The sequence below is a fragment of the Pseudomonas sp. AM8 genome (genome assembly GCF_036346475.1).
In the GTDB taxonomy this organism is placed as follows: Bacteria; Pseudomonadota; Gammaproteobacteria; order Pseudomonadales; family Pseudomonadaceae; genus Aquipseudomonas; species Aquipseudomonas marginalis.
On the sequence record NZ_JAOTNX010000003.1, the window covers coordinates 323,347 to 348,104 of the forward strand.

Below are 24,758 nucleotides of genomic sequence, written 5' to 3' on the forward strand. Positions count from 1 at the left end.
CGCGCTGGGTTGCGAAGCAGCCCCAAAACCTTCACCTCGATTGATTCTGGCACTCTGCGGTGACCTTATTGGGGCCGCTTCGCAGCCCAGCGCGGGCGGTGCGACGATTCGACAAGCCCGCTCACTACAGAAGCCTAATTGCCATAAATTCCGTATTCACTGAAAGTTGCGTAGATACCCATGCCCCGATGGCGTCAGACCAGGCGCCGCTTACTTCGGCCCCATAATCTTCGCCAACTTCTCCGGCGACGGCGCCCCTTGCTGTTGCTGCAAGCCGCCCTTGTCATCCAGGTAGAAAATCGCCGGCGTCGCCGACAGTTCCAGCTCATCCATCAACTTCATATTGGCATCGAGCTTGGCTTCGATGTCCGCCGGGATCTTGGCCAGCGCCTGCAAGTTGCTGCCCTTGCCGGCGGCTTCATGTTCTTCCAGGGCCTTTTGCGGGTCCTTGGCGGCGAACAGGGCGGCCGACTTGGCGGCGCTGTCTTCGCGGATGATGCCGACCATGATGTGGCGCAACTGCACCTTGCCGGCTTTTACCCATGGCCGCGCCTGTTCCCAGAACATGTTGCAGTACGGGCAGTTGGGGTCGCTGAACAGGTAGACGATGCGCGGGGCGTTTTTGTCGCCGTCCTGGATCCAGCTGCTTTTTTCCATTTTGGCCCAGACTTCCTTGGCCATCGGCGCGTACACCAGTTTTTCCAGGGGCGCGCTGCTCAGGTCATTGCCCTGGGCGTCGTACAGGTTGCCGGCGATCACGCTCTTGCCGTCGGCGGTCAGGTACAGCGCCATGCCGCGGTTCTGGTATTGCGCGGCGTAGCCGGTGAGGCCGCTGGGGGCGTCGAACTTGCCGAGGATTTTGGCGCCTTTGGCTTCGATCTGTTTGATCGGTGCCGGCCAGTCTTCGGCCTGGGCCAGGGTGGCCGCCAGCGTCAGCGGCAGCAGGGTCAGCAGGTGGCGGAGGCGAGGCATGTCGGTTTCCTTGTGGCGGCAGGGGCGGTGTCGAAGGGTTCCATGGCACGGGCCAGGCTGGCCTGGGACAACTCGCCCAGGTGGCTGTTGATCAGGCGCCCGTCGGCTTGGTAGAACAGCGTGGTGGGCAGGGCCATGGAGCCCACGGCCTGGCCGAGGCGGCCGCTGGCGTCGAACAACACGTTGTCGAGGGTCAGGCCCTGGGTGGCGAGGAAGGTGCTGACGCTTTGCATGCTTTCGGCCTGGTTGACGAACAGGAAGGTCACGTCGGGGCGCATGCGCTGGGCGTTTTCCAGCACCGGCATTTCGCGGCGGCACGGCGGGCACCAGGTGGCCCACAGGTTGATCACCAGCGGGCCGCCCTGGTAATCCGCCAGTTGCACCACTTCGCCATTGGCGTTGCGCAAGGTGATGTCCGGCAGGCGTGTGCCTTTTTCATACACGCTCAAGGACAGGCTGGTCATGCCCCAGAACACCAGCCCGGTGATGACCCCGGCGCTCAGGGGCTTGCGCAGCGCCGGGCGACGCCAGCCATAGAGCAGTGCACCGAGGATCAGGGCGACGATACCGGGCCAGGCGAGAAAACCGCCGTCGCGCAGGTCGACCATCTGCAGCCAGTCATTGCTGTAGTAACTCCAGTACATCAGCACGAAGCTGACGCGGGCCGCCAGCATGCCCAGCAGGAACAGGCTGAACAGCACCGATTCCGGATTTTCACCGCCACGCTTGGCCACGCGCCAACCCACCAGGGTGGCGAGAATCAACGCGCTGATCAGCAGGATGTGATTCAGGGCGATGGCGAAGGTGCCGATGGTCAGGGTCAGCATCAGAGGGCGTCCCGGGCTTGAGTCCAGCGTTGCAGGAAAGCGGCGGCATCCACTTCGCCGGTGATGCGCTGGGCGCGGCGTTCCTCACCGTCAGGGCCGATCCACACGAAGCTGGGCGGCCCCGGCACCTGGTAGCGGCCCAGCAGTGCGCGGCTGGCGGCATTGTCGGCGGTGACGTCGAGGCGTAGCAGGCGTACATCCTTCAGCGCGTCGAGCACTTCGGGTTTGCCGAACACCTGTTTTTCCATGATCTTGCACGACACGCACCAGTCGGCGTAGTAGTCCAGCAGCACCCATTGGCCCTGGGCCTTGGCGCTGTCGAGCTGGCCTTGCAGCACGCCGGGATCATTGATGGTCATGAAGGCTTCGTGGGCGGTGGGTGCGGCAGTGGTCCGCGAGCCGCTGTAGACCTTCAACGGTTGCCACAGGTCGTCGCTGCCACCCGCCGCACCCACCAGCAGCAGGCCGCCCCACACCCCCACGACCACGGAACCGGCGCCGAACAGCATGGCGACCCGCCCGAAATCCTGGGCCAGGCGCCAGCCGCAATAGGCCATGGACATGGCCAGCACGCCCCACAGGCCGAGCCACAGGCTTTCGTCGATCACCGGGCGAATCATCAGCACGGCGGTGGCCAGGAACAGGAAGCCGAAGATGCCCTTGAGCACATTCATCCAGGTGCCCGGCTTGGGCAGGAAACGGTTGCCCACGGTCACCAGCAACAGCAGCGGCACGCCAATGCCGATGCCCATGGCGAACAGGATCAGGCCGCCGTGCAGGGCATTGCCGCTCTGGGCGATGTACAGCAATGCACCGGCCAGGGGCGCGGTCATGCACGGCCCCACCAGCAGGCCGGACAGCGCGCCGAGCACCCCGGCGCCGACCAGGCTGCCGCCGCTCTGGTTGCGGCTGACGTTATCCAGGCGATCGCGCAAGGCCACGGGCAGTTGCAGTTCGAAGAAGCCGAACATCGGCAGGGCGAGGATCACGAACAAGGCGGCGAAGCTGCCGAGGATCCACGGGGTTTGCAACAGCGCCGCGAGGTTGGCGCCGAGCAGGGCGGCGAGTACACCGAGCGCCGCATACACCAGCGCCATGCACACCACGTAGCTGCCGGCCAGGGCAAAGCCGCGACGCGGGCTGGCGCCACTGCCCACCACCAGGCCGGCGAGGATCGGCAGCATCGGCAACGAACACGGGGCAAACGCCAGCAGCAGGCCCAGGCCGAAGAACACCAGCAGGCTCCAGCCCAGGCTGCGTTGTTGCAGGCCGCTGGCCAGGCTCTGGTCCTGGGCTTCGGCGGTGGCCGCAACGGCGGGGTTGCCGCCCAGGTCTACGCTGATCGACTGCGGCGGATAGCACAGCCCCGCATCGGCGCAGCCCTGCCAGCCGAGCTTGACCTGGCCGGTGACACCGGCGGGAATCTTCACTTCCAGGCCCTGGCGATACACTTCCTGCTCGCCAAAGAACTCGTCGCTATGGGCTTCGCCTTGCGGCAGCACGGGCTTTTCGGCCAGGCCATCGAACTTCATGCGCTGCTTGTACAGGTAATAACCGTCGGCAATCTGCCAATACAGCTGGGTCTCGCCACTTTCAAGACGTTCGGAGGTAAAGGTGAAGGCCTTGCCCACCGGGAGGAAATCGGCTTTGGTCTCAAACGGATTGCCCGGCGCGGCCTGGGCGAACCCCGCGAATAACACCAGCAGAAAGGTAAACAGATGCCGCATGGTCAAGCCTTAGTTCGATGCAAGTGAGGCACACAATGTGTGGCGTTGATTAACCGATGATTAACCGGGCGCTATTCTAAAGTGTAGGGATTATCTGAGCTTGCATCTTTTCACGGCATAATCTGCGCTTAATCCGTTGCACTTTTAATCCCCCCATCTTTCATGAAGGGTTCAGCATGCACGTACTGGTCTGTGAAGACGACGAACTGATCGCCAGCGGCATCGTGGCCGGCCTCGGTGCCCAGGGCTTTACAGTCGAGCGCGTGGCCACGGCTGCCGCTGCGCGCGCGATGCTCAAGGCGGCGACCTTCGACATCATGGTGCTCGACCTCGGCCTGCCCGACGAAGACGGCCTCAAGCTGCTGCAACAGCTGCGCAGCCAGGGCCTGGAGATTCCGGTGCTGATCCTTACCGCGCGGGACTCGGTGACCAACCGCGTCGACGGCCTGCAAGCCGGTGCCGATGACTACCTGCTCAAACCCTTCGACCTGCGCGAATTGGCCGCACGCCTGCAAACCCTGCTGCGCCGGATGGCGGGGCGCAGCGTCAACCTGATCGAGCACGGCCGGCTGACCTACGACCCGAGCAGCCGCGAAACCCTGTTGGGCGGCCAGCCGGTGGACCTGTCCCGACGTGAACAGGCGCTGTTGCAGGCGCTGCTGCACAACAAGGGCCGGGTGCTGTCCAGCGAGCAACTCAAGGACAGCGTCTACGGCTTCAACGATGAACTGGAAAGCAACGCCCTCAACGTGCATATCCATCACCTGCGGCGCAAGTTGGGCAATGGCATCGTCGAGACCGTACGCGGCCTGGGTTATCGCCTCGGCCCGGCAGATGATGGAGAGAACGCTTCGTGAAAAGCCTGCGCCTGCGCCTGACGTTCAAGCTCGGCGCCGCGTTTGTGCTGATCTGGGCCCTGGCGGCGGCCTGGATGCTTAACGACCTGCGCAACCAGATGATGTTTTCCCTCGACCAGCGCCTGGTGGCGTCGGCGCGCATGGTGGCGGGCCTGACCGAGCAGATGCCGGGCCTGGCCAGTGTCAGCGGCGGCGCGCATTTCAGTGCCGAGCAACTGAATGTGCCGGGGGGCATGGCCTGCCAGGTCAGCTCCTTGCGCGGGGAAATCCTCGCCCGCAGCCATACCACGCCGGATGAGGGCCTGGAGTCGCGCAAGAGCGGCTTTCGTGACCAAGTCATCGATGGCGTGGGCTGGCGCAGTTTTACCCTGTCCCGTGGCGACCTGTTGATCACCACCGCCGACCGCCAGGTGGAGCGCGAGGCGCTGAACCTGTCGATCCTGCTCGCCGCCTCGGTGCCGGTGGGCGTGGCGATGCTCGGTTGCCTGTGCCTGTTGTGGCTGGGCATCGGCCAGAGCCTGCTGCCGCTCAACCGCATGCGTGACGCGCTGATGCGCCGCAGTGCCGATTCCCTCGAACCGTTGCAGATCCGCCCATTGCCCAGCGAACTCAAGCCGCTGCTCGACACCCAGAACCAACTGCTGCAACGCATCGCCAAGACCATCGAGCGCGAACGCCGCCTCACCGGCGACGCCGCCCACGAGCTGCGCAGCCCGCTGACGGCGATCAAGACCCACCTGCAAGTGGCGCGCATGACCGAGGGCGCGGCCCGCGACCAATCCCTGGCCCACGCCGAGGAGGGCGCCGACCGCTTGCATCGCACCCTGGAGCAATTGCTGCTGTTGGCGCGGGTGGAAGGCAGCCTGTCATTCGACGATGGCTTGCAGTCCAGCGCCGAGGAAGTCGCGCGGCTGGCGATCCAGGACGCGAATGCCGGCGATAATGGGCGTATCGACCTGAACCTGGCGGACAACCTCAGCGAAACCCCGGTGGACATGCCGGTGGGCCTGGCGGTCGCGGCCCTGCGCAACCTGCTGGACAACGCCCTGCGCCATACACCCGCAGACACACGGGTGGAGCTCAGTGTGTTCACCGCCGCCGATCACGTGATCTTCCGCGTGCGCGACCACGGCAAGCAGATCTCCCCCGAAGACCTGCAATACCTCACCCAACGCTTCTGGCGCAATGGCAACAGCGAGGGCTGTGGCCTGGGCCTGGCGATCGTGCAGGCGATCGTGCAGCGCTGTTCCTGCTCGTTGACGTTCGATAGCCAGGTGGATGGCCTGCGCGTTGACCTGGGCATGCCGTTGCGACGCTGACCGCGTTTTTTCACAAGCCAAATAGTTACCGCCCGCTTGAAGTGCAAGCCTTCAGGATGGCGGTAATTTTTTTGCGCTTGAACGGGCCGAAAGACTCGGCCTGTATTGAAAAGGACGGTTCTTATGTTGGTCATCGATACCAGTTTCCCCGCCAGGGATTTCAACGAACGTCACGGCGAACCCGTGCGGCAGGTGATCCTGCATTACACCGCGGCGCCGTTCGCCTCCTCCTTGCGCACCCTGACCCGGAACGGGATCAGCGCGCATTACCTGCTGCCAGATCCCCATGAGCCCGGCTACCGCGCCGCCGGGTATGACGAGTTGCGCGTGTTCCGCCTGGTGCACGAAAACCAGCGCGCCTGGCATGCCGGGGCGAGTCACTGGGCGGGGCGCGATAACCTCAACAGTCGGGCGATCGGCATCGAGATTGTCAACCTGGCCCGGGATGACGGGGGCGTATTCACCTTTCCAGCGTACGGCCAGGAGCAGGTGGCGGTGTTGATTGCATTGCTTCGCGACATCCTTGGGCGTTACCCGCAGATCGGGCCGGCCGACATTCTCGGGCACTCGGACGTGGCGTACTGGCGCAAGAGCGATCCGGGACCGCGCCTGCCGTGGCGCGGTTTGTTCGAGGCGGGAGTCGGGGCGTGGTTCGACGAGTCGACGCGGGCCATGTACCAGCGCCGGTTTTGTGTCGGGCTGCCGCCTGAAGTGGAGGTGGAGCGGGCATTTCAGCGCTATGGCTATAAGCCGGCGCAGAATCGCCAGGCGTTCGAGCAGCGCACCCGGGCGTTTCAGATGCACTTTCGGGCGCGGGATTATTGTGGTGTGTTGGATGCCGAGACCTGCGCGATCCTGTATGCCCTGAATGAAAAGTACCGCGGACTGTAAAGCCCGGCATATTTGGATCTTCATGCATCAGTTACCGACAACAGCCCCTAAATCCGATTGAAGCTGGTGCGTTTCCAGAACAGGAAATCCGTGCGCATGCCCTTGGGCCAGACGCCAACGGATCGGCAGTTTGGTCACCATCATCCGCGTATTGAGGGATCGAGAGATGTCAGTCGCTACCAGCCGTATCGAAGATACCCAGGTGCATGAAACGCTTTATCAGTTCGACGAAAGCCCGCTGCTGGCCCGCCAGCGCCAGCAGGAATCCAACGCCCGCAGTTACCCACGGCGCATTCCCCTGGCGCTCAAGCGCGCCAAGGGGATCTATGTGGAAGACGTGGAGGGCCGCAGTTTCATCGATTGCCTGGCCGGCGCCGGCACCCTGGCGTTGGGGCACAACCACCCGGTGGTGATCCAGGCCATCCAGCAAGTGCTGAGCGACGAACTGCCGTTGCACACCCTGGACCTGACCACTCCGGTCAAGGACCAGTTTGTGCAGGACCTGTTCGGCCTGCTGCCGGCGGAGCTGGCGCGGGAAGCCAAGATCCAGTTCTGCGGCCCCACCGGTACTGATGCCGTGGAAGCAGCATTGAAATTGGTGCGTACTGCCACGGGGCGCAGCACGGTGCTGTCGTTCCAGGGCGGTTATCACGGCATGAGCCAGGGCGCGTTGAGCCTGATGGGCAGCCTGGGGCCGAAAAAACCCTTGGGTGCCTTGCTCGGCAATGGCGTGCAGTTTTTGCCATTCCCTTACGACTACCGTTGCCCGTTCGGTCTCGGCGGCGCAGAAGGCGTGCGGGTCAACCTGCATTACCTGGAAAACCTGCTCAACGACCCGGAAGCCGGGGTGTTGCTGCCGGCGGCGGTGATTGTCGAGGTGGTGCAGGGCGAGGGCGGGGTGATCCCGGCCGATCTCGACTGGCTGCGCGGCCTGCGGCGCATCACCGCGCAGGCCGGCGTGGCGTTGATCGTCGATGAGATCCAGAGCGGTTTCGGCCGTACCGGCAAGATGTTTGCCTTCGAACACGCCGGCATCATTCCGGATGTGGTGGTGATGTCCAAGGCCATCGGCGGCAGCCTGCCGTTGGCGGTGGTGGTGTATCGCGACTGGCTCGACACCTGGCTGCCGGGCGCCCATGCCGGGACATTCCGTGGCAATCAGATGGCCATGGCGGCCGGTTCGGCGGTGATGCGCTACCTCAAGGAGCACGACCTGGCCGGCCATGCGACCGTCATGGGCGAGCGCCTGGGCGAACACCTGCGCATCCTGCAGCGTGACTACCCGCACCTGGGGGATATTCGCGGGCGCGGGCTGATGCTCGGTGTGGAACTGGTGGACCCGGACGGCGCCCTGGATATCCAGGGCCACCCGCCGGTGCATCGCCAACTGGCACCGCTGGTACAGCGTGAATGCCTCAAGCGCGGCCTGATCCTCGAGCTGGGCGGCCGGCATGGCAGCGTGGTGCGCTTCCTGCCGCCACTGGTGATCACCGCCGCCGAGATCGACCGCGTGGCCGAGATCTTCGGGCGCGCCCTGGCGGCAGCCGTCGCCAGCCTCTAATTTTTTGGCGTGTTGGTACGTTTCTACAGATATCAGCGCTGCGCATGGTGCGCAGCCAGCCTTTGAGCGATGGAGAACAGCAATGACCTCAGTATTTGACCGCGACGACATCCTGTTTCAGGTAGTGGTCAACCATGAAGAACAGTATTCCATCTGGCCCGACTACAAGGCCGTGCCGGAAGGCTGGCGCACCGTGGGCAAGAGCGGCCTGAAGAAAGAGTGCCTGGCCTACATCGAAGAAACCTGGACCGATATGCGTCCGTTGAGCCTGCGCCAGAAGATGGACGGCGCAACGCTGGCCTGACGCAAAACCTGCAGTAGGCCGGCTTGTCGTGGTGGGCGGGCCTGTTGTGGCGAGCGGGCTTGTTGTGGTGAGCGGGCTTGCCCCGCGCTGGGCTGCGAAGCAGCCCCAAAACCAGCCGCTGAGTTATGTCTGATACACCGAGTGCTTCTTGAGTGGGGCTGCTTCGCAGCCCAGCGCGGGGCAAGCCCGCTCACCACAATAAGCTCATCACATTCGCCATGACCTTACGCGTTCTTGTCCTTCTCCAACCCCCCCGCAGCCCCCGTCACCACCTGCACACTCAAGCGCGGCGTGGCCAGGTCCAGACCGGCGTCATCCAGATGCCGCTTCAGTGACAGGTTGAACGCCCGCGACACTTCCCACTGCTTGATCGGCGCCGTCTTGAACCGCGCGCGCAGGATCGCACTGCCCGACTCGAAGCTTTCCACCCCCTGGATCTCCAGCGGCGACCAGATATTGCGGCGTTGCAGCGGATCGTTACGCATTTTCTGGCCGACATCGCGCATCAGCTTGATCGCATCGTCGATTTCCATGTTGTAGGGGATCGCCACCCGGAAGATCGCGTAGCCGAACTCCCGCGAGTAGTTCTTGATGCTCTTGATCTCGCTGAACGGGATGGTGTGCACGATGCCGTCAATGTCGCGCAGGCGTACGGTACGGATGGTCAGACCTTCGACGGTGCCGAGGTGGCCGCCGACATCCACGTAGTCATCGATGGCCAGGGAGTCTTCGATGATGATGAACAGGCCGGTGATCAAGTCGGCCACCAGTGACTGCGCACCAAAACCGATGGCCAGGCCGATCACACCGGCACCGGCCAGCAGCGGCGTGACGTTCATGCCCATGTTCGCCAGGGCGACGATGGCGGCGATGATAAAGATGGTCACGAACAGCACGTTGCGGATCAACGGCATCATGGTCTGCGCGCGGGCATTGGCCAGGCCTTTGCGCGAGCGGGTGAGGGCGTGATGGATGGCGGTGTCGCTGAGGATCCAGATCAACCAGGCAAATAGCAGCGTGCCGCCCAGGCCGAACAGCTTGACGCTGATTTCATGGCCGTCGCCTTCGGTAAAGCGGATCAGCGACAGGCCCCACACCCGCAGCCCCAGTTCGATAAACACCAGCCACACCACCAGGTGGGCGAGGGTGTAGACGAAGCTTTTCAGGCGTTCGGAGTACAGCGCATGGCGCTTGTGCCCACGCTGCGGCTTGAGTGCATGGCGCCGCACCAGGCCGTTGATCACCATGCACAACACCAGCAACACCGTGCACAACAGCGACTGGCGCAGGGCGGTGCTGGTGTCGCCGGCGGAGACGAACGTGGCGAACAGCGAGATGCCCACCAACAGCAAGGCGGGGATGTACCAGAAGGTGCCGATGATCTCGATGGTGTCGCTGAGGGCCCGGCGGGTCAGGCGGCGCGACAGGGGCTGGTTGCGGATCAGGTGGGCGATCGGCCGCCGGAAACGCAGGATGAACACGCCGGTGGACAGCGCGGCCATCACATTGGCGACCGTGGCCGCCGTGTGGGCCAGGTGTTGGCCGAGCGCAGCCACCAGCCGCGGGTCGCTCAAGGCTTCACCAAAGGCGGCAAAGCTGCCGATCCACCACAACGGGCGGAACGCCTGGTGGCGCAGGATATACAGCGCGCGGTGGCGGTGCGGGCCGTCGAGCAGGGAGAAGGCAATCACACAGATCGCCGAGAAACAGGTACCGACCACCAGCGCATAAGCCAGCACCATTGCCAGGGATTTGCCCAGGGACGAGGGCAGGGCGTAGCTCAGGTACACGGTGATCACCAGTGCGATCAGCCAGGGCCCCAATTTGCGCAGGGCGAAGCGCAGCATGTCCCAGGTACGCGGGTGTTGCGGCAACTCCTCGGGCAGGCCGAAGCGCTCGCGTACCCGGTGGCTCAGCCAGATCAACGCGGCTGCCAGCAGGCTCCATACCGCGAGAATCACTGCAAAGCCGAAAATGATCGGCAGCCATTCGCTGGCCGGCAGCATCAGTGCGCTGAGTTCGTCCTTGGCCAGGTCGACTTCATTCGACCAGCGCCCCAGCGGGCTGTCGGCGCCGGAGAACTGCTGCTCCAGGCCCGACAGCGTACTGCCGATCAGCCCGAGCACGCCTTGCTCGGCGGCGGGCTGGGCCTTCTGGGTAGCGGCGCGCAGCTTCTTCAAGTCGCTCAGCAACTGGGTGCGTTGCTGGTCGTTTTCCAGGGTCTTGATCACCTCGTCCAACGACTGCCCCAACGGCACGTCGGCCTGGGGTTGGGTCTTGGTGGTGCCGAGCAGCCCGGGCAGGCCCACCGCTTGGGCAGACGAGAGCGGCAGCAGCGTGAGCAGGGCGATCAGGAAACAGCAGGGCAGCGCAAACAGACGGGAAAGCACGAGGCGGTCAACCTTGGAAACGACGGGTTGAGCGAGTGTACGAGTGCAAGCGTCATTCGGCCAGTTTGGCGAGGATCTTGTACACCACGGTGCCCAGGATCAGCAGCATGCCGACCCACATGCCGAATACGCCGAGGGGCTTGTCGCGGAAGTTGAAGCCAACGGCGAGCATGATCATGCCGATCAGGATAGGGATAAGCATGGCGTGGAAAGAGGACATGGAGATCATGGGGCGACGGCCTTGTCGGAGTGGGAATACTGACAAGTCTAGGTCGGATTGCAGGAAATGCAGGTGATGCAGATCAGGTGGACGTAAACCAAATGTGGGGGGCAAGTGCGAATCGTCGCACCGCCCCTCCCATATGTTGACGACATCCATTCCTGGTCTTAGGGCAGGTCGTGGCTGGCGTAGAACGCGCCCAACACCTTCACCAGATGCGCCAGGTCATGGCTGCCGCACAGTTCACGAATGGAGTGCATGGCAAACGTCGGCAAACCGATATCCACCGTACGCACACCCAGGTGGCTGGCGGTGATCGGGCCGATGGTCGAGCCGCAGCCCATGTCGCTGCGCACCACAAAGCTCTGCACCGGCACTTCCTGGGCCATGCACAGGTGACGGAAGAACCCGGCGGTTTCGCTGTTGGTGGCGTAGCGCTGGTTGCTGTTGACCTTGATCACCGGGCCGGCATTGAGCTTGGGGCCGTGGTTGGCGTCGTGCTTGTCGGCGTAGTTCGGGTGTACGCCGTGGGCATTGTCGGCCGACACCAGCAGGGATTTCTGAATGGTGCGTACGAATTCATCACCTTCAGGCAACAGGCGACGCAGGGTCTGTTCCAGCATCGGGCCGTCGGCACCGCAGGCCGAGCAGGAACCGACTTCCTCGTGGTCGTTGCACACCAACACGCAGGTTTCGTCGCTCTCGCTGGTGAGCAAGGCTTGCAGGCCGGCGTAGCACGACAGCAGGTTATCGAGGCGCGCGCCGGCGATGAAGTCGCCGTTCAGGCCAATGACGGCGGCGCTCTGGGTGTCGTAGAAGCTCAACTCGTAGTCGAGCACCACATCGGCGTTCAGCCCGTGCTCCCGTGCCAGCTGCTCGGTGAGCACGGCACGGAAGTCCACGCGTTCATCACCGGCAAATTGCGCGAGGATCGGCGGCAATTCGGTCTGGGCATTGATCGCCCAGCCCTGGTTGGCTTCACGGTTCAGGTGAATGGCCAGGTTGGGGATGATGGCGATGGGCAGCTTGAAGTCGATCAGCTGGCTTTCGACCTTGCCGTCGCGACGGAAGGTGACGCGGCCGGCCAGGGACAGGTCGCGGTCGAACCACGGCGCCAGCAGCGCGCCGCCGTAGACTTCCACGCCGAGTTGCCAGAAGCCCTGGCGTTGCAGCTCAGGCTGGGGCTTGACCCGCAGGCACGGGCTGTCGGTATGGGCGCCGACCAGGCGAATCCCGCCTTGCAACGGCGAATGTCGGCCGAGCTTGAAGGCGATGATCGAGGAATCGTTGCGAGTCACGTAGTAGCGACCGTTGGCTTCGGTGGCCCAGGTCTCGCGCTCGTCGAGGCGCTGGAAACCGGCCGCTTCCAGGCGCTGGGCCAGGGCGGCGGTGGCATGAAAAGGAGTAGGGGAGGCCTTGAGGAAGTCGATCAGGCCTTGATTCAACGCTTCGCGCATAAATAGCTCCAGACAGCAATGCGCGGAGTTTACCGTTCGAGGGCGAGAAGTGCACAGAACAAATGTGGGAGGAGGCAAGTCGCACCGCCCCTCCCACATGCACTGTATTTACAGCTTTAGAAGGGAGCCGGGCACTCAAAGCGCAAGCGCTCGCCGCTTTGCGGGTGAGTGAAGCTCAGCATGCTCGCGTGCAGGCACAGGCGCGGCCAGGCGGCCAGGGCCTGTTCATGGGCATACAGGCCGTCACCGAGCAACGGATGCCCGATGGACAGCATATGCACGCGTAACTGGTGCGACCTTCCGGTAATCGGTGTCAGCTCGACGCGGCACCAGTCGCCACAGCGTTCCAGCACTTTCCAGAACGTCAGCGCGTGCTTGCCGAACTCGTGGTCCACCACATGGCGCGGTTTGGTCGGCGGGTCGTAGCGCAGGGGCAGGTCGATGCTGCCGCTGTCCAGTGCTGGTTGGCCCCAGGCCAGCGCGGTGTAGGCCTTTTCGGTTTCGCGGTCGTGAAACTGGCGGGACAGTTCGCGATGGGTATCGGCATCCCGGGCCAGCAGGATGATCCCCGAGGTTTCCCAGTCCAGTCGATGGACGATGCGGGCTTCGGGGTAGCCGTTTTCCTGCAGGCGGGTGATCAGGCAGTCCTTGTTGTCATCGGCGCGGCCAGGCACCGAGAGCAACAGGGTCGGCTTGTTCACCACCAGGACAGCGTCGTCCTGATGCAGGATATGAATAGTGGACAGCGGCATTAAACAGCCTCGTAACAAACGCCAACGGCGGCTCGACCACCCGGTTCCCGCAAAGGGATCAAGGTGACCGAGCCGCCGTGGCGGCCGCCTGTTCGATCAACGATCAGGCAGGGTGATATTGAGTTCCAGAATCGAGCAGCTGCCGTCGTTTTCCAGGGCGACATGCACGTCATCGTTGCCGATATTGACGTACTTGCGGATCACCTCCACCAGCTCCTTCTGCAAGGCCGGCAGGTAATCCGGGGTACTGCGTTGGCCGCGTTCGTGCGCCACGATGATCTGTAGACGCTCTTTCGCGACCGACGCGGTGCTTGGCTTTTTGTTGGCGCGAAAGAAGTCGAGAAATTTCATTGTTTAGTTGCCTCCAAAGATACGCTCGAAGAATCCCTTCTTCTTAACATCGAGGAAGCGATGTTCCACGGTCTTGCCCAGCAAGCGATCAACCGCATCGCTGTACGCCTGGCCGGCGTCGCTCTGGTCGTCGAGAATCACCGGGACGCCCTGGTTGGACGCCTTCAGCACGGCCTGGGATTCCGGGATCACGCCCAGCAGGGTCACGGCGAGGATGTCCTTGACGTCTTCAACACCGAGCATTTCGCCGTTACTGACGCGCTCAGGGTTGTAGCGGGTGAGCAGCAGGTGTTCCTTGATCGGGTCCTGGCCTTCCTCGGCGCGCTTGGACTTGCTGGCCAACAGGCCCAGCATGCGGTCCGAGTCACGTACCGAAGACACTTCCGGGTTGGTCACCACGATGGCTTCATCGGCGAAGTACATCGCCAGGTGAGCACCGGTTTCGATACCGGCCGGGGAGTCGCATACCACGAATTCGAAGGTTTCCTTCAGCTCGGCGAGAACCTTGCCTACGCCTTCCTTGGTCAGCGCATCTTTGTCGCGGGTCTGGCTGGCGGCCAGTACGTACAGGTTCTCAAGGCGCTTGTCCTTGATCAGGGCCTGTTGCAGGTTGGCTTCACCGTTGACCACGTTGACGAAGTCGTACACCACGCGGCGTTCGCAGCCCATGATCAGGTCGAGGTTACGCAAACCGACGTCGAAGTCGACGATGACTGTCTTGTGGCCGCGCAGAGCGAGGCCGGTACCGATAGCGGCGCTGGTGGTGGTCTTACCCACACCACCCTTGCCGGATGTAACCACGAGAATCTTGGCCAAGGTGTTTCACCCCTAAGGAAAAAGGACTTTTCAGCCCCTGAAAAACATCTCTTGGAACTCGCCGCAGGCGGACAGCCTTTGTAGGAAAAAGACGGGTTTTCGCAGGAAAAACGCCAACCTTCAAATGTTCCTACGCAAGTAATGCCAATTTCGCTGTGCTATCAGAGTCTAGAGATGCTTGGAAAATGCGGCAGTATCCGTTAAAGACGGATGATGTTCAACACATCGCCCGACAGGCTGACCTGCACCGCGGCTCCCCACAGTGGATCGCGGCGCAAATCTTCCGAAACCTTGTACTGGCCCGCGATGGACACCAGCTCAGCGGTCAATTGCTGGCAAAAAATGCGCGCCTTGGTATCCCCCTTGATGCCGGCGAGGGCACGTCCGCGCATCGGGCCGTATACATGGATATTGCCATCGGCGAGAAGTTCCGCGCCGGGACTGACCGAAGAGATCACCACCAGGTCGCCGCCCTGGGCGTAAATCTGCTGTCCGCCGCGTACGGGCGTGGTGATTATCTTTGTAGGCTTGATCGTCGGTTCCGCTGGTTTTTCCGGTTTTTTCTGCACTTCGCCGACCAAAGGTTCCAGTGGACGCTCACGCGCGCCGGAGGGTGGCAGTACTGGCAGTTCAATGGCGATGGCTGCGGCAATGTCTTCGATGCGGCTGGCACGAATCGCCAGGGTTCGCAGGCCATGGGAGCGGCACACGCGCATCAGGCCGGGCAGGTCGATGCTGCCCTGGCCGGCCGGCAGTTTGTCCAGGGCCAGTACCAGCGGGGCGTTGTTGAAGAAGTTCGGCGCCAGGGCAACCTTGGCGGCGAGCTGGCGGTCCAGGGCGTCGAGGTCGTTGCGGGCCAGTTCCAGCACGGTGATGGCGAGCATGCTGCCTTTCAGCTGGAACACGGGATCTTGGTCTAGCGGTTCGGTTTGGCTCATGGTCGGCAAAAAGCGGCTTGTCACGAAAAGTGTCGAGACTTATAACGAGAACACTCACTGGCCGCAAGCCGAGTCGAACCGTTGTAGAATGCGCGGCCCTGTCTTTCCCGGAATCTGTAATGGATCGCCCGCGTTTTCGAGCTGTATTTTTTCACCCGCGCTTTTGGCTGTTATGGCTGGGACTCGGCCTGCTCTGGCTGGTGACCCAACTGCCGTACCGTGCGCTGCTGACCATTGGTCGCCTGCTGGGTGCAGGCATGTACCGTGTGGCCGGCGAACGTCGCCGCATCGCCGCACGCAACCTGGAACTGTGCTTCCCGGAAAAAACCGCCGCAGAGCGCAAGAAGCTGCTCAAGGAAAACTTTGCCTCCACCGGCATTGCCTTCTTTGAAATGGCCATGAGCTGGTGGTGGTCGCGCCAGCGCCTGGCGCGCCTGGCCCATGTCGAAGGCCTGGAACACCTCAAGCAGGCCCAACTGGATGGCAAGGGCGTGATCCTCATGGCCCTGCACTTCACCACCCTGGAAATCGGTGCGGCCCTGCTGGGGCAGAAGCACACCATCGACGGCATGTACCGCGAGCACGGCAACCCGCTGTTCGACTATATCCAGCGACGTGGCCGCGAGCGGCATAACCTCGACTCCCTGGCGGTCGAGCGCGAAGACGTGCGCGGCATGCTCAAGCTGCTGCGTGCCGGTCGCGCCATCTGGTATGCACCGGACCAGGACTACGGCGCCAAGCAAAGTCTCTTCGTGCCGCTGTTCGGCATCCAGGCCGCCACCGTGCCTGCCACCAGCAAGTTCGCCAAGCTGGGCAAGGCGCTGGTGGTGCCGTTCACCCAGGAGCGCCTGGCGGACGGCAGCGGTTACCGCCTGGTCATCCACCCGCCGTTGACCGACTTCCCCGGCGAAAGCGATGAAGTCGACTGCCTGCGCATCAACCAGTGGGTCGAAGCCTCGGTGCGTGAATGTCCCGAGCAATACCTGTGGACCCATCGCCGCTTCAAGAGCCGGCCACCGGGCGAACCCAAGCTGTACGAAAAACGTCGTCGCTAAGACCGACTTTCCCCCCACGTGGAGTGATGCAATGCGCGCAGCTGAACCGGTTACAGGCTTGATTCTTTCCGGCGGCGGGGCGCGAGCGGCGTATCAGGTGGGGGTATTGGCGGCGATTGCCGAGCTGTTGCCGCCGGGGGCGCCCAATCCGTTTCCGGTGATCGTCGGCACGTCGGCCGGTGCGATCAATGCGGTGAGCCTGGCCAGCGGTGCGATGGACTTCACGGCGGCCATCCAGCGCCTGACCGCGTTCTGGCAGGGGTTTCGCAGCCACCTGGTATTGCGCAGCGATTGGCCGGGGGTGGTGCGCCAGGCGAGTCGCTTCTTTACCCACAGCTTGCTGGGCCTGGGCCGGCAGTTACCGGTGGCGCTGCTCAACAGCTCGCCGCTGCGGGACTTGTTGCAGGACAAACTGCATTTGGCAGGTATCGACGAGGCCATCCGCCAACAGCACCTGCATGCGGTCGCCGTCACGGCCTTCGGCTATGAATCCGGGCAGGCGGTGACCTTCTATCAGGGCGGCGGCACCATCGACGCCTGGTTGCGCCATCGGCGTATCGGTGTGCCGACGCAACTGACCGTTGAACACCTGCTGGCCAGTTCGGCGATCCCCTTGCTGTTTGCCCCGGTGAAGCTCGACCAGGAATACTTCGGCGACGGCGCGGTGCGCCAGTCGGCGCCCATCAGCCCGGCGCTGCACCTGGGGGCGACCCGGGTGCTGGTGGTGGGTGTCAGCGGTAACCCGCGGGGCAATGAACCGATGGCGCAACGCACCTATACCGGCCAGGAGCCAACGTTGGCCCAGATCGGCGGGCATATGCTCAACAGCACATTCATCGACAGCCTGGAAAGCGATATCGAACTGCTGGAGCGTCTGAACCAGTTCAGCCATCACCAGCCAGCCGACAGTGCGGCCCGTGGCCTGGCGCCGGTGGAAGTACTGGTGATTGCGCCAAGCCAGCCGATCGACGAAATCGCCGCAAGGCATCGGCAGGAATTGCCGGCGGCATTGCGTCTGTTCCTGCGTGGGCCGGGGGCGACCAAGACGAGCGGGGCAGGGGTGCTGAGTTACTTGCTGTTCGAGGCGGGGTATTGCAGCGAGTTGATTGAGTTGGGCAGGAAGGATGCGCTGGCCAAGCGTGAAGAGATCATGCGGTTCCTGGGCTTGGCATGAACCCTTGTAGGAGCGAGCTTGCTCGCGAAGAACCCATAGGCACCGCTTTTGTTCTGAATAAACGCGGTGATCTCTGGTTTTTCGCGAGCAAGCTCGCTCCTACAGGGGGTCAGAAGTGGTACTTGACCAGGAAGCTCGCCGTGTCCTGGGTCGTCTTGAACGCGCCGGAATCCTCGATCCCGTACTTGTTCTTCCAGTAGTCGTATTCAAAGCCCACGTACAACTGCTTGTCGCCCCAATGCAGTGCCTTGCCCAAGTCGTATTTGACCTGCGGGTTGAAGTGCAGGTTGGCGTGGTAAGTGCCACGGGCGTTCTTGTCGTTGTCCACCACCCAATCCATAAAGCCGTCGATCAGGATGTCGGAGTTGCCCACCGGCAGGGTGTACGACCATACCGGGGTGATCTGCCATACACCGTCGCCTGGGCGATTGCCTTCGGTCTGGCGCTGGTAGAAGTTCAGCTGGAAGTAGTCGAAGCCCGGGATGTTCAGGTCGAAGCCAGGGCCGAGCAGGTACGACTCGTTGTCGCCTTCGCCGAACTCATACGTGAAGGCCAGCAACACATCCTTGATCGGGCCGAAGGACAGGTCCTGGTCGAAAATCTTACCGAACGACAGTCGCGGGCTGATCTCACCGTAGTACGTGCTTGGGCCGACGTTGCCGTCTTCCTTGCCGTTGTAAAAGATGCGGTCGACGAAGACGAAGTTGTCGCCGTACTTCCAGGCATCGGCATGTTCGAACGTGACGGTTTGCTGGATCTGTGGGTTGACGGTAAAGCTCTTGCCCCACAGATACGTCAGGCTGTTGTTCTGCCACTGCAACAAGTCACCGGCCACGGCCTGGCCGCCGGCCAGCAGGGATCCCGCCAGCATCAGGCCTTTGAACAGAGGTTTCATTCGGTTGCTCCCGAGTTAAAGTTTTATGGTTTTTCTTCTACACAAGCGCTCTGGTGCGGCGCCTTTGGTGGTTACAAAAGTGGTCTGAATGGTCAGCTTTATTGCTACAGCAAGACCCGCGCCAAGGCGGCAAACAACCGTCGATTCAAGCGGGCGCGGAGAATACTGGCTCCCACGTCAGGGCTCAAGTGCGCCGTTACAGCGCGCACAGGGCGACAATGGGGCATGTGTCAGGTGTGGGCGGGGTCGACTACGGGGCGTTCGGCCCCGCCGAGAATGTTGAACAGGATATTCAGCGACAGTGCGCTGAGGGTCGCCATGGCGATGCCGCTGTGGGTGATCGGGCTCATCCACACGGGCAACTGTGCGAAGAACTCCGGGCGCACCACGGGGATCAGGCCCATGCCGATGCTCACCGCCACCAGCAACTGGTTGCGACGGTCGGCGATATCGGCCTCCTGGAGGATCTTGATGCCGGTGGCCGCCACCATGCCGAACATGGCGATCGCCGCCCCGCCGAGCACCGCCGGGGGAATCGACGCCACCAGGTACGCGGCCTTGGGCAACAGGCTGAGCACAATCAGGAAGGCACCGGCCATCATTGTCACCGAACGGCAACGCACGCCGGTCATCTGCACCAGGCCGATGTTCTGCGCGAAGGAGGAGTGGGTGAAGGTGTTGAAGAAACCGGCGAAGAACGACGCACCGGCATCACACAGCAAGCCACGGCGCAGCATTTTCGGCGTGACGTCCTGGCCGGTGATCTTGCCCAGCGCCAGGAACATTCCGGTGGATTCGACAAAGATGATCACCACCACCAGGCACATCGACAGGATCGGCGCCAGCTCGAACCTGGGCATGCCGAAGTGCAGCGGCGTCACCACTTGCACCCACGGTGCCCGGGCCAGGCCGCTGAGGTCGACCATGCCGATGGCCCCGCACAAGGCGTAACCCAGGCCCATGCCGATCAGCACCGAGATATTCACCCAGAAGCCGCGCATGAAGCGGTTGATCAGCAGGATGGTCGCCAGTACCAGGGCGGCAATCGCCAGGTAAATCGGTGAACCGAAGGTGGCGGCTGCGCTGCCGCCACCGGCCCAGTTCACGGCCACGGGGAACAGCGACAGGCCGATGGCGGTGATCACGGTGCCGGTCACCAGCGGCGGAAAAAAGCGCACGATCCTGGACATGAACGGCGCGATCAGCATGCCGAAGAACCCGGCGGCGATGGTGGCGCCGAAGATGCCCTGCAGGCCGATACCGGGCATGCCGGCCATGGCGACCATGCTGCCCACAGCGGCGAAACTGGCGCCCATCATCACCGGCATACGGATGCCCACCGGGCCGATGCCGAACGACTGCACCAGGGTGGCGATGCCGGCTACCAGCAGGTCGGCGTTGATCAGAAAGGCGATTTCTTCACGGCTCAGGCCGGCGGCCTGGCCAATGATCAGGGGGACGGCGACAGCGCCGCCGTACATCAGCAAGACGTGTTGCAGGCCTACCAGAATCAGTTGCAAGAGGGGCAGCCGCACCATGGCGGGTGCGGCAGGAATCTGCGGTTCGACTAACTCGGTCATGCAACACCTCGGATCTTTTTTATTTTTGTGTTGTGTAGAACGTCATCTCTAAATCACTGCAGTCCCCTGTGGGAGGGGGCTTGCTCCCGATTGCGGTGGTTCAGTCACTGATGTTTTAAATGACACACCGCTATCGGGGCAAGCCCCCTCCCACATTGGAACTGTTTGAATCAGTCAGTTGGTACGCGCCCCCTGATTGATCCAGGTGCCAATCAAATCCCGCTCCTGCTGGGTCATCTGGGTGATGTTGCCCAACGGCATGATCTGGCTTGCCACGGCCTGCGCCTGGATGCGCGCCGCCTGTTGCTGGATCTGCGCCGGGGTATCGAACATCACCCCGGCCGGGGCAGTGCTGAACAGCGGGCTGGTGGGCTTGGCCGAATGACACACGGCGCAGCGTTCCTGGATCACTCCGTGGACCTTGTCGAAATCAACCGTCGCCTGGGCCGGCGCAGGTGCGGCGGCCGGAGCTGTCGGCGCGGCGGGTTTCAGGCCACCGCCCAATGCGGTTTCCGGCAACGGTTGGTACTCAATGGCCGCCGGTGCCTTGGCAATCGGTTCGGCCGGCTTGGGCCCGGTCACATACGCCAGGCAAATCATGGCCAACGCCCCCACCGGCAAGGTCCACGCATACTTCTGGCTGTTATGCCGCGTGTTGAAGTAGTGCCGCACCAACACTGCCGCCACCGCGATCCCGGCCAGGATCAGCCAGTTGTATTGGCTGCCGTAGGTGCTCGGGAAGTGGTTGCTGATCATGATGAACAGCACCGGCAGGGTGAAGTAGTTGTTGTGCCGTGAGCGCAGCAGACCCTTGGCCGGCAGGGCCGGATCGGGGGTGCGGTTCTCGGCGATCGCCGCCACCAGCGCGCGCTGCGCCGGCATGATGATGCGGAACACGTTACCGACCATGATGGTGCCAATCACTGCGCCTACATGCAGGTACGCACCCCGGCCGCTGAACACTTTGCTGAAGCCGTACGCGGCGGCAATCAACAGCACGAACAGGATCAAGCCGAGCAGGGCAGGGCGTTTGCCCAGGGCCGAGTCGCAGAGGAAGGAGTAGATGAACCAACCGGCGAACAGTGAGCCGATGCCCAGCAAGACGCCTTCGCTGCCGCTGAGGCTGCTGCCGGGGGCGAGCAGGTACAGCGTCGGGTTGAGGTAGAACACCACGCACAGCAGCGCGACGCCCGACATCCAGGTGAAATAGGCTTCCCATTTGAACCAGTGCAGGTTGTCCGGCATGGTCGGCGGGGCCAGCTTGTATTTTTCCAGGTGGTAGATACCGCCACCGTGGATCGCCCACAAGTCACCGGACAGGCCGTCCTTGGGGTTGACGCGGTTGAGGTTGTTTTCCAGCCAGACGAAGTAGAACGAAGCGCCGATCCAGGCGACGCCAGTGATCATGTGAACCCAGCGCACGCTGAGGTTCAGCCATTCCAACAGATGTGCTTCCACAGTCTTTACCTCTCGCCTGTCACCCTTGTTGTCGGGTGATCCGGCCTTCTCTTATTGGTGGGGGGCGAGGATCAACCGCTCATCCTCTTTGAAAAAATGCTCATCGCAGTTATTGCCTGTGCCACTGCGATCAACCACCAGGAAGTCATCCCGCTTTTCGATCGTCAGCACCGGGTGGTGCCAGACGCCGCGATGGTAATTGATGCCCTGCCTGCCGTTGGTGACGAAGGCGCGGACCAAGCCTGATACAGGTGCATCGCCAAGTGGCGCGACCACGATCAGAAAGGGGTTGCCGAGCAGCGGAATGAAGGCCTGGCTGCCCAGCGGGTGTCTCTCCAGCATGCACACGGTCAGCGGCATATCCAGCGCGTCGGCGCGGAAGATGCTGATGATCGCGTTGTCTTCAGGCTGTGCGGTTTCTACCGTTGCCAGCTTGTGAAAGCGCATGGTCGACCCGTTGTTGATCATGAAGTGATCGCTGCCGTCGGTTTCGATAACGTCTCCGAAAGGGGCGAAGGCTTCTTTGGTCAGGGGTTCGATCATCAGTGTGCGCATGGCTGTCTTCTTTTCCGAATGCTGTGTTGTTTGATCTGCTTGTTTTTGTAGTGAGCGGGCTTGCCCCGCGCTGGGCTGCGTAGCAGCCCCAAAAGACAGGGCCGCTTCGCGCCCCAGCGCGGGGCAAGCCCGCTCACCACAGGGTTCACCGCTTACTTGGCTACTTTGCCCAAAACCCGCAGGCGGCTCACACCGCCATCCGGGAACACGTTCAGGCGGATGTGGGTGATCGGGCCCAGTGCCTTGATCTGCTCGGCGAAGGTGTGTTCGGCGTGCATTTCCAGTTTCTGCGCCGGCAGCAGCTCGCGCCAGAACAGCGATTGGGTTTCGATCTGGCTGTCGGTGCCGCCCTTCACGAAGGCGCCCTGGATCGAGCAGGTGTCCGGGTAGTTGCCCTTGAAGTGCAGGGTGTCGACGATGATCTTCTCGATTTCGCCGGGGTGGCCCAGGGCGACGATCACCCAGTCATTGCCTGGCGTGCGACGGCGGGCGGTTTCCCAGCCATCGCCCATGTTGACGCCACGGCCCGGGTTGAGGATGTTGCTCATGCGCCCGAAGTGTTCATCGGAACACGCCAGTGCGCGGCCACCGTTCAATGCGGCAGCCAGGTCGATCTGTTCGTTGTCGCCCACTGCCGACCAGTCGCGGAACGGCACGCCGTACACGCGCAGACGGGCCACGCCGCCATCCGGGTAGATGTTGAAACGCAGGTGGCTGAACGCCTGGTCGTTGCTGATCTCGTGGTAGTGGTGGCTGTTGCCTTGCAGCTCGACGGCCGACAGGACTTCTACCCATTGGGTGTTGTCGTCAGGCTCGCCCGAGGCCAGGAAGCAGGCTTCCAGGGACGCCGACGGCGGATAGTTGCCGGTGAAGAATGAAGTGTCGATGTCCACGCCCTTGATCGAACCCGGTACGCCCAGGCGGATCACTGCGCTGTCGTAGCCTTCGAAGCGCTTGCGGCGTGACTCCCAACCGTCCATCCACTTGCCGTTGTCATCGAAAACGCCCTCCTTCCACACGGCCGGGGTCGGCTGGAACAGGCGGTTGGCGTCGGCGAACCAGTCATCTGTCACGGAGATGATCTTGGTGCCCAGGCGGGCGTCGGCCAGGTTGACGAACTTTTCGAAAGGTACGGGTTGCGCTTTCATTCTTCTTGTCTGCCTTAAATAGAGTGGCTGGGGATGGTCGTTTAGAGGGTCAGTAAACGGAACAACGCGATCTTGTTGATCTCGTCCAGCGCGCACTTGAACTCGGCATCCACCGAGTTGTGAATGCGGGTTTCGAACGCGGCGAGAATCTGGTGCCGGTTGCTGCCTTTTACCGCCATGATGAAGGGAAACTTGAACTTGGCCTTGTAGGCATCGTTCAGCTCGGTGAAGCGCGAGAACTCTTCGGCCGTGCAGTGGTGAATCCCCGCGCCAGCTTGCTCATCGGTGCTGGCTTGGGTGAGTTGGCCCTGGACGGCCGCTTTGCCGGCCAGGTCCGGGTGAGCGTTGATCAGGGCCAGTTGGCTTTGATGATCAGCACTCAACAGGATGTCGCTCATGCGCTGGTGCAGGGTTTCGATCTGGTCGATCGAGGCGTCCTGGCCCAGGTCGAAGGCCTTTTCGGCCACCCATGGCGAATGTTCGTAGATGTCGGCGAAGGCCTGGACGAAGGCGTCGCGGCTCAAGGTCGAGGGTTTCAAGGTCTGGAAGGTGCTCATTTGGCCGCTCCATGGAACGGGTGTACGTCATGCCAGTGGCGGGCGATGTCGACGCGGCGGGTGAACCACACCTGGTCATGGCCCTTGGCGTATTCGATAAAACGCTTCAACGAGGCCAGGCGCGCCGGGCGGCCGATCAGGCGGCAGTGCAGGCCGATGGACAACATTTTCGGTGCCTCGCTGCCTTCGGCATACAGCACGTCGAAAGCGTCCTTGAGGTACTCGAAAAAGTCATCGCCCTTGTTGAAGCCCTGCACCTGGGTGAAGCGCATATCGTTGGTGTCCAGGGTGTAGGGGATCACCAGGTGCGGCTTGCCGGTGGGGGTGTTGGGTTCCCAGTAGGGCAGGTCGTCGTCGTAGGTGTCGCAGTCGTAGAGGAAGCCGCCTTCCTCCATCACCAGCCGTCGCGTGTTGGGGCCGGTGCGCCCGGTGTACCAGCCCAACGGACGCTCGCCGGTCAGTTCGGTGAGGATGCGGATGGCTTCGAGCATATGCTCGCGCTCCTGGGCCTCGTCCATGTATTGGTAGTCGATCCAGCGGTAGCCGTGGCTGCAGATCTCGTGGCCGGCGTCGACCATGGCGCGGATCACATCCGGGTGGCGCTGGGCAGCCATGGCCACGGCGAAGATGGTCAGCGGAATGTCGAATGCCTTGAACAGCTTGAGGATGCGCCACACGCCGGCACGGCTGCCGTATTCGTACAGCGACTCCATGCTCATGTTGCGCTCGCCTTGCAGTGGCTGGGCCGAGACCATTTCCGAGAGGAAGGCTTCGGACTCTTTGTCGCCATGCAAAATGTTGCGCTCGCCGCCTTCTTCGTAGTTGAGTACGAACGACAAGGCGATGCGTGCCTTGCCCGGCCAGTGGGGGTGAGGAGGGTTACTGCCGTAACCGATCAGGTCGCGTGGGTAGTCAGCGCTCACTGCAGTCTTCCTTCTTGTTCGTGGTAGCAAG

24 protein-coding genes are annotated in these 24,758 nt (G+C 62.7%); 7 read left to right on the forward strand and 17 right to left on the reverse strand.

Features of this window, described 5'->3' with window-relative positions:
* Nucleotides 1-210: 210 nt before the first annotated feature.
* Genes dsbG through dsbD form a run of 3 tightly spaced genes read right to left on the reverse strand, consistent with a single transcriptional unit; the run spans nt 211 to nt 3,526 of the window.
* Nucleotides 211-972: a thiol:disulfide interchange protein DsbG gene (dsbG, locus tag V3W40_RS10935; protein WP_330215008.1), complete on the reverse strand. Its 762-nt coding sequence runs from the start codon at nt 970-972 to the stop codon at nt 211-213.
* Nucleotides 948-1,799, reverse strand: coding sequence for a TlpA disulfide reductase family protein (locus V3W40_RS10940; protein WP_065927226.1), 852 nt, complete (start codon nt 1,797-1,799; stop codon nt 948-950). Before V3W40_RS10940 ends, dsbG begins: the two co-directional genes overlap by 25 nt.
* Complete coding sequence (gene dsbD, locus V3W40_RS10945) at nt 1,799-3,526, reverse strand: protein-disulfide reductase DsbD (RefSeq protein ID WP_323147536.1); 1,728 nt, start codon at nt 3,524-3,526, stop codon at nt 1,799-1,801. The genes V3W40_RS10940 and dsbD overlap by 1 nt, the downstream gene beginning before the upstream one ends.
* A 176-nt stretch (nt 3,527-3,702) precedes the next feature.
* Here dsbD and V3W40_RS10950 point away from each other — a divergent pair, with 176 nt between their 5' ends.
* From V3W40_RS10950 to V3W40_RS10970, 5 genes are all read left to right on the forward strand, one after another.
* On the forward strand, nt 3,703-4,383 hold the full coding sequence (locus tag V3W40_RS10950; protein ID WP_065927228.1) for a response regulator: 681 nt from the start codon (nt 3,703-3,705) through the stop codon (nt 4,381-4,383).
* Entirely contained in the window at nt 4,380-5,702 is a 1,323-nt protein-coding gene (locus V3W40_RS10955) for an ATP-binding protein (RefSeq protein ID WP_330215009.1), read from the forward strand. The genes V3W40_RS10950 and V3W40_RS10955 overlap by 4 nt, the downstream gene beginning before the upstream one ends.
* A 123-nt stretch (nt 5,703-5,825) precedes the next feature.
* Nucleotides 5,826-6,593 (forward strand): N-acetylmuramoyl-L-alanine amidase, encoded by a 768-nt coding sequence (locus V3W40_RS10960; RefSeq protein ID WP_137213188.1) that lies wholly within the window; start codon nt 5,826-5,828, stop codon nt 6,591-6,593.
* Between the two features lie 166 nt (nt 6,594-6,759).
* Complete coding sequence (locus tag V3W40_RS10965; RefSeq protein ID WP_065927231.1) at nt 6,760-8,154, forward strand: aspartate aminotransferase family protein; 1,395 nt, start codon at nt 6,760-6,762, stop codon at nt 8,152-8,154.
* An 82-nt stretch (nt 8,155-8,236) separates the two neighbouring features.
* Nucleotides 8,237-8,458 carry an MbtH family protein gene (locus V3W40_RS10970; protein ID WP_027603905.1) on the forward strand — a complete coding sequence of 74 codons (222 nt, stop codon included), beginning with the start codon at nt 8,237-8,239 and terminating at the stop codon, nt 8,456-8,458.
* 224 nt (nt 8,459-8,682) lie between these two features.
* Here the strand turns inward: V3W40_RS10970 and V3W40_RS10975 are convergent, their stop codons facing one another.
* From V3W40_RS10975 to minC, 7 genes are all read right to left on the reverse strand, one after another.
* Nucleotides 8,683-10,848 (reverse strand): mechanosensitive ion channel family protein, encoded by a 2,166-nt coding sequence (locus tag V3W40_RS10975; RefSeq protein ID WP_315872346.1) that lies wholly within the window; start codon nt 10,846-10,848, stop codon nt 8,683-8,685.
* 52 nt (nt 10,849-10,900) lie between these two features.
* On the reverse strand, nt 10,901-11,068 hold the full coding sequence (locus V3W40_RS10980) for a hypothetical protein (RefSeq protein ID WP_162494268.1): 168 nt from the start codon (nt 11,066-11,068) through the stop codon (nt 10,901-10,903).
* Nucleotides 11,069-11,235: 167 nt separating this feature from the next.
* A complete protein-coding gene (locus V3W40_RS10985) occupies nt 11,236-12,525 on the reverse strand; it encodes a M18 family aminopeptidase (RefSeq protein WP_027603907.1) in 1,290 nt (429 codons plus the stop codon).
* Between the two features lie 116 nt (nt 12,526-12,641).
* Nucleotides 12,642-13,277: an RluA family pseudouridine synthase gene (locus V3W40_RS10990; RefSeq protein ID WP_065940525.1), complete on the reverse strand. Its 636-nt coding sequence runs from the start codon at nt 13,275-13,277 to the stop codon at nt 12,642-12,644.
* Nucleotides 13,278-13,373: 96 nt separating this feature from the next.
* Nucleotides 13,374-13,628 carry a cell division topological specificity factor MinE gene (gene minE, locus V3W40_RS10995; RefSeq protein ID WP_003175252.1) on the reverse strand — a complete coding sequence of 85 codons (255 nt, stop codon included), beginning with the start codon at nt 13,626-13,628 and terminating at the stop codon, nt 13,374-13,376.
* A 3-nt stretch (nt 13,629-13,631) separates the two neighbouring features.
* Entirely contained in the window at nt 13,632-14,444 is an 813-nt protein-coding gene (gene minD, locus V3W40_RS11000; RefSeq protein ID WP_065927233.1) for a septum site-determining protein MinD, read from the reverse strand.
* A gap of 200 nt (nt 14,445-14,644) precedes the next feature.
* On the reverse strand, nt 14,645-15,382 hold the full coding sequence (gene minC / locus V3W40_RS11005; RefSeq protein ID WP_027603909.1) for a septum site-determining protein MinC: 738 nt from the start codon (nt 15,380-15,382) through the stop codon (nt 14,645-14,647).
* Nucleotides 15,383-15,501: 119 nt separating this feature from the next.
* Here minC and V3W40_RS11010 point away from each other — a divergent pair, with 119 nt between their 5' ends.
* Nucleotides 15,502-16,437, forward strand: a complete 936-nt coding sequence (locus V3W40_RS11010) for a lipid A biosynthesis lauroyl acyltransferase (protein ID WP_065927234.1) — start codon at nt 15,502-15,504, stop codon at nt 16,435-16,437.
* A 31-nt stretch (nt 16,438-16,468) separates the two neighbouring features.
* A complete protein-coding gene (locus V3W40_RS11015; protein WP_065927235.1) occupies nt 16,469-17,611 on the forward strand; it encodes a patatin-like phospholipase family protein in 1,143 nt (380 codons plus the stop codon).
* A 109-nt stretch (nt 17,612-17,720) separates the two neighbouring features.
* Here V3W40_RS11015 and V3W40_RS11020 read toward each other — a convergent pair whose 3' ends face one another.
* The 7 genes from V3W40_RS11020 to puuE all read right to left on the reverse strand — a co-directional run bounded on the left by V3W40_RS11020 (nt 17,721) and on the right by puuE (nt 24,727).
* A complete protein-coding gene (locus tag V3W40_RS11020) occupies nt 17,721-18,506 on the reverse strand; it encodes an outer membrane protein OmpK (RefSeq protein ID WP_065927236.1) in 786 nt (261 codons plus the stop codon).
* A gap of 230 nt (nt 18,507-18,736) precedes the next feature.
* A complete protein-coding gene (locus V3W40_RS11025; RefSeq protein ID WP_141606963.1) occupies nt 18,737-20,086 on the reverse strand; it encodes a nucleobase:cation symporter-2 family protein in 1,350 nt (449 codons plus the stop codon).
* Between the two features lie 174 nt (nt 20,087-20,260).
* Complete coding sequence (locus tag V3W40_RS11030) at nt 20,261-21,544, reverse strand: urate hydroxylase PuuD (protein ID WP_330215010.1); 1,284 nt, start codon at nt 21,542-21,544, stop codon at nt 20,261-20,263.
* A 51-nt stretch (nt 21,545-21,595) separates the two neighbouring features.
* Nucleotides 21,596-22,099 (reverse strand): ureidoglycolate lyase, encoded by a 504-nt coding sequence (locus V3W40_RS11035; protein ID WP_027603915.1) that lies wholly within the window; start codon nt 22,097-22,099, stop codon nt 21,596-21,598.
* A gap of 152 nt (nt 22,100-22,251) precedes the next feature.
* Entirely contained in the window at nt 22,252-23,247 is a 996-nt protein-coding gene (alc, locus tag V3W40_RS11040) for an allantoicase (RefSeq protein ID WP_065948614.1), read from the reverse strand.
* Between the two features lie 41 nt (nt 23,248-23,288).
* Nucleotides 23,289-23,804: a 2-oxo-4-hydroxy-4-carboxy-5-ureidoimidazoline decarboxylase gene (gene uraD, locus V3W40_RS11045; protein WP_330215011.1), complete on the reverse strand. Its 516-nt coding sequence runs from the start codon at nt 23,802-23,804 to the stop codon at nt 23,289-23,291.
* Complete coding sequence (gene puuE, locus V3W40_RS11050) at nt 23,801-24,727, reverse strand: allantoinase PuuE (protein WP_065927241.1); 927 nt, start codon at nt 24,725-24,727, stop codon at nt 23,801-23,803. The genes uraD and puuE overlap by 4 nt, the downstream gene beginning before the upstream one ends.
* Nucleotides 24,728-24,758 lie beyond the last annotated feature (31 nt).

Excerpts from the sequence above, each read along its gene's own strand:
- dsbG (WP_330215008.1), bottom strand. The coding sequence starts at position 972 with ATGCCTCGCCTCCGCCACCTGCTGACCCTGCTGCCGCTGACGCTGGCG.
- V3W40_RS10940 (WP_065927226.1), bottom strand. The coding sequence starts at position 1,799 with ATGCTGACCCTGACCATCGGCACCTTCGCCATCGCCCTGAATCACATC.
- dsbD (WP_323147536.1), bottom strand. The coding sequence starts at position 3,526 with ATGCGGCATCTGTTTACCTTTCTGCTGGTGTTATTCGCGGGGTTCGCC.
- V3W40_RS10950 (WP_065927228.1), top strand. The coding sequence starts at position 3,703 with ATGCACGTACTGGTCTGTGAAGACGACGAACTGATCGCCAGCGGCATC.
- V3W40_RS10960 (WP_137213188.1), top strand. The coding sequence starts at position 5,826 with ATGTTGGTCATCGATACCAGTTTCCCCGCCAGGGATTTCAACGAACGT.
- V3W40_RS10965 (WP_065927231.1), top strand. The coding sequence starts at position 6,760 with ATGTCAGTCGCTACCAGCCGTATCGAAGATACCCAGGTGCATGAAACG.
- V3W40_RS10970 (WP_027603905.1), top strand. The coding sequence starts at position 8,237 with ATGACCTCAGTATTTGACCGCGACGACATCCTGTTTCAGGTAGTGGTC.
- V3W40_RS10980 (WP_162494268.1), bottom strand. The coding sequence starts at position 11,068 with ATGTCCTCTTTCCACGCCATGCTTATCCCTATCCTGATCGGCATGATC.
- V3W40_RS10985 (WP_027603907.1), bottom strand. The coding sequence starts at position 12,525 with ATGCGCGAAGCGTTGAATCAAGGCCTGATCGACTTCCTCAAGGCCTCC.
- V3W40_RS10990 (WP_065940525.1), bottom strand. The coding sequence starts at position 13,277 with ATGCCGCTGTCCACTATTCATATCCTGCATCAGGACGACGCTGTCCTG.
- minE (WP_003175252.1), bottom strand. The coding sequence starts at position 13,628 with ATGAAATTTCTCGACTTCTTTCGCGCCAACAAAAAGCCAAGCACCGCG.
- minC (WP_027603909.1), bottom strand. The coding sequence starts at position 15,382 with ATGAGCCAAACCGAACCGCTAGACCAAGATCCCGTGTTCCAGCTGAAA.
- V3W40_RS11010 (WP_065927234.1), top strand. The coding sequence starts at position 15,502 with ATGGATCGCCCGCGTTTTCGAGCTGTATTTTTTCACCCGCGCTTTTGG.
- V3W40_RS11015 (WP_065927235.1), top strand. The coding sequence starts at position 16,469 with ATGCGCGCAGCTGAACCGGTTACAGGCTTGATTCTTTCCGGCGGCGGG.
- V3W40_RS11020 (WP_065927236.1), bottom strand. The coding sequence starts at position 18,506 with ATGAAACCTCTGTTCAAAGGCCTGATGCTGGCGGGATCCCTGCTGGCC.
- V3W40_RS11025 (WP_141606963.1), bottom strand. The coding sequence starts at position 20,086 with ATGACCGAGTTAGTCGAACCGCAGATTCCTGCCGCACCCGCCATGGTG.
- V3W40_RS11035 (WP_027603915.1), bottom strand. The coding sequence starts at position 22,099 with ATGCGCACACTGATGATCGAACCCCTGACCAAAGAAGCCTTCGCCCCT.
- alc (WP_065948614.1), bottom strand. The coding sequence starts at position 23,247 with ATGAAAGCGCAACCCGTACCTTTCGAAAAGTTCGTCAACCTGGCCGAC.
- uraD (WP_330215011.1), bottom strand. The coding sequence starts at position 23,804 with ATGAGCACCTTCCAGACCTTGAAACCCTCGACCTTGAGCCGCGACGCC.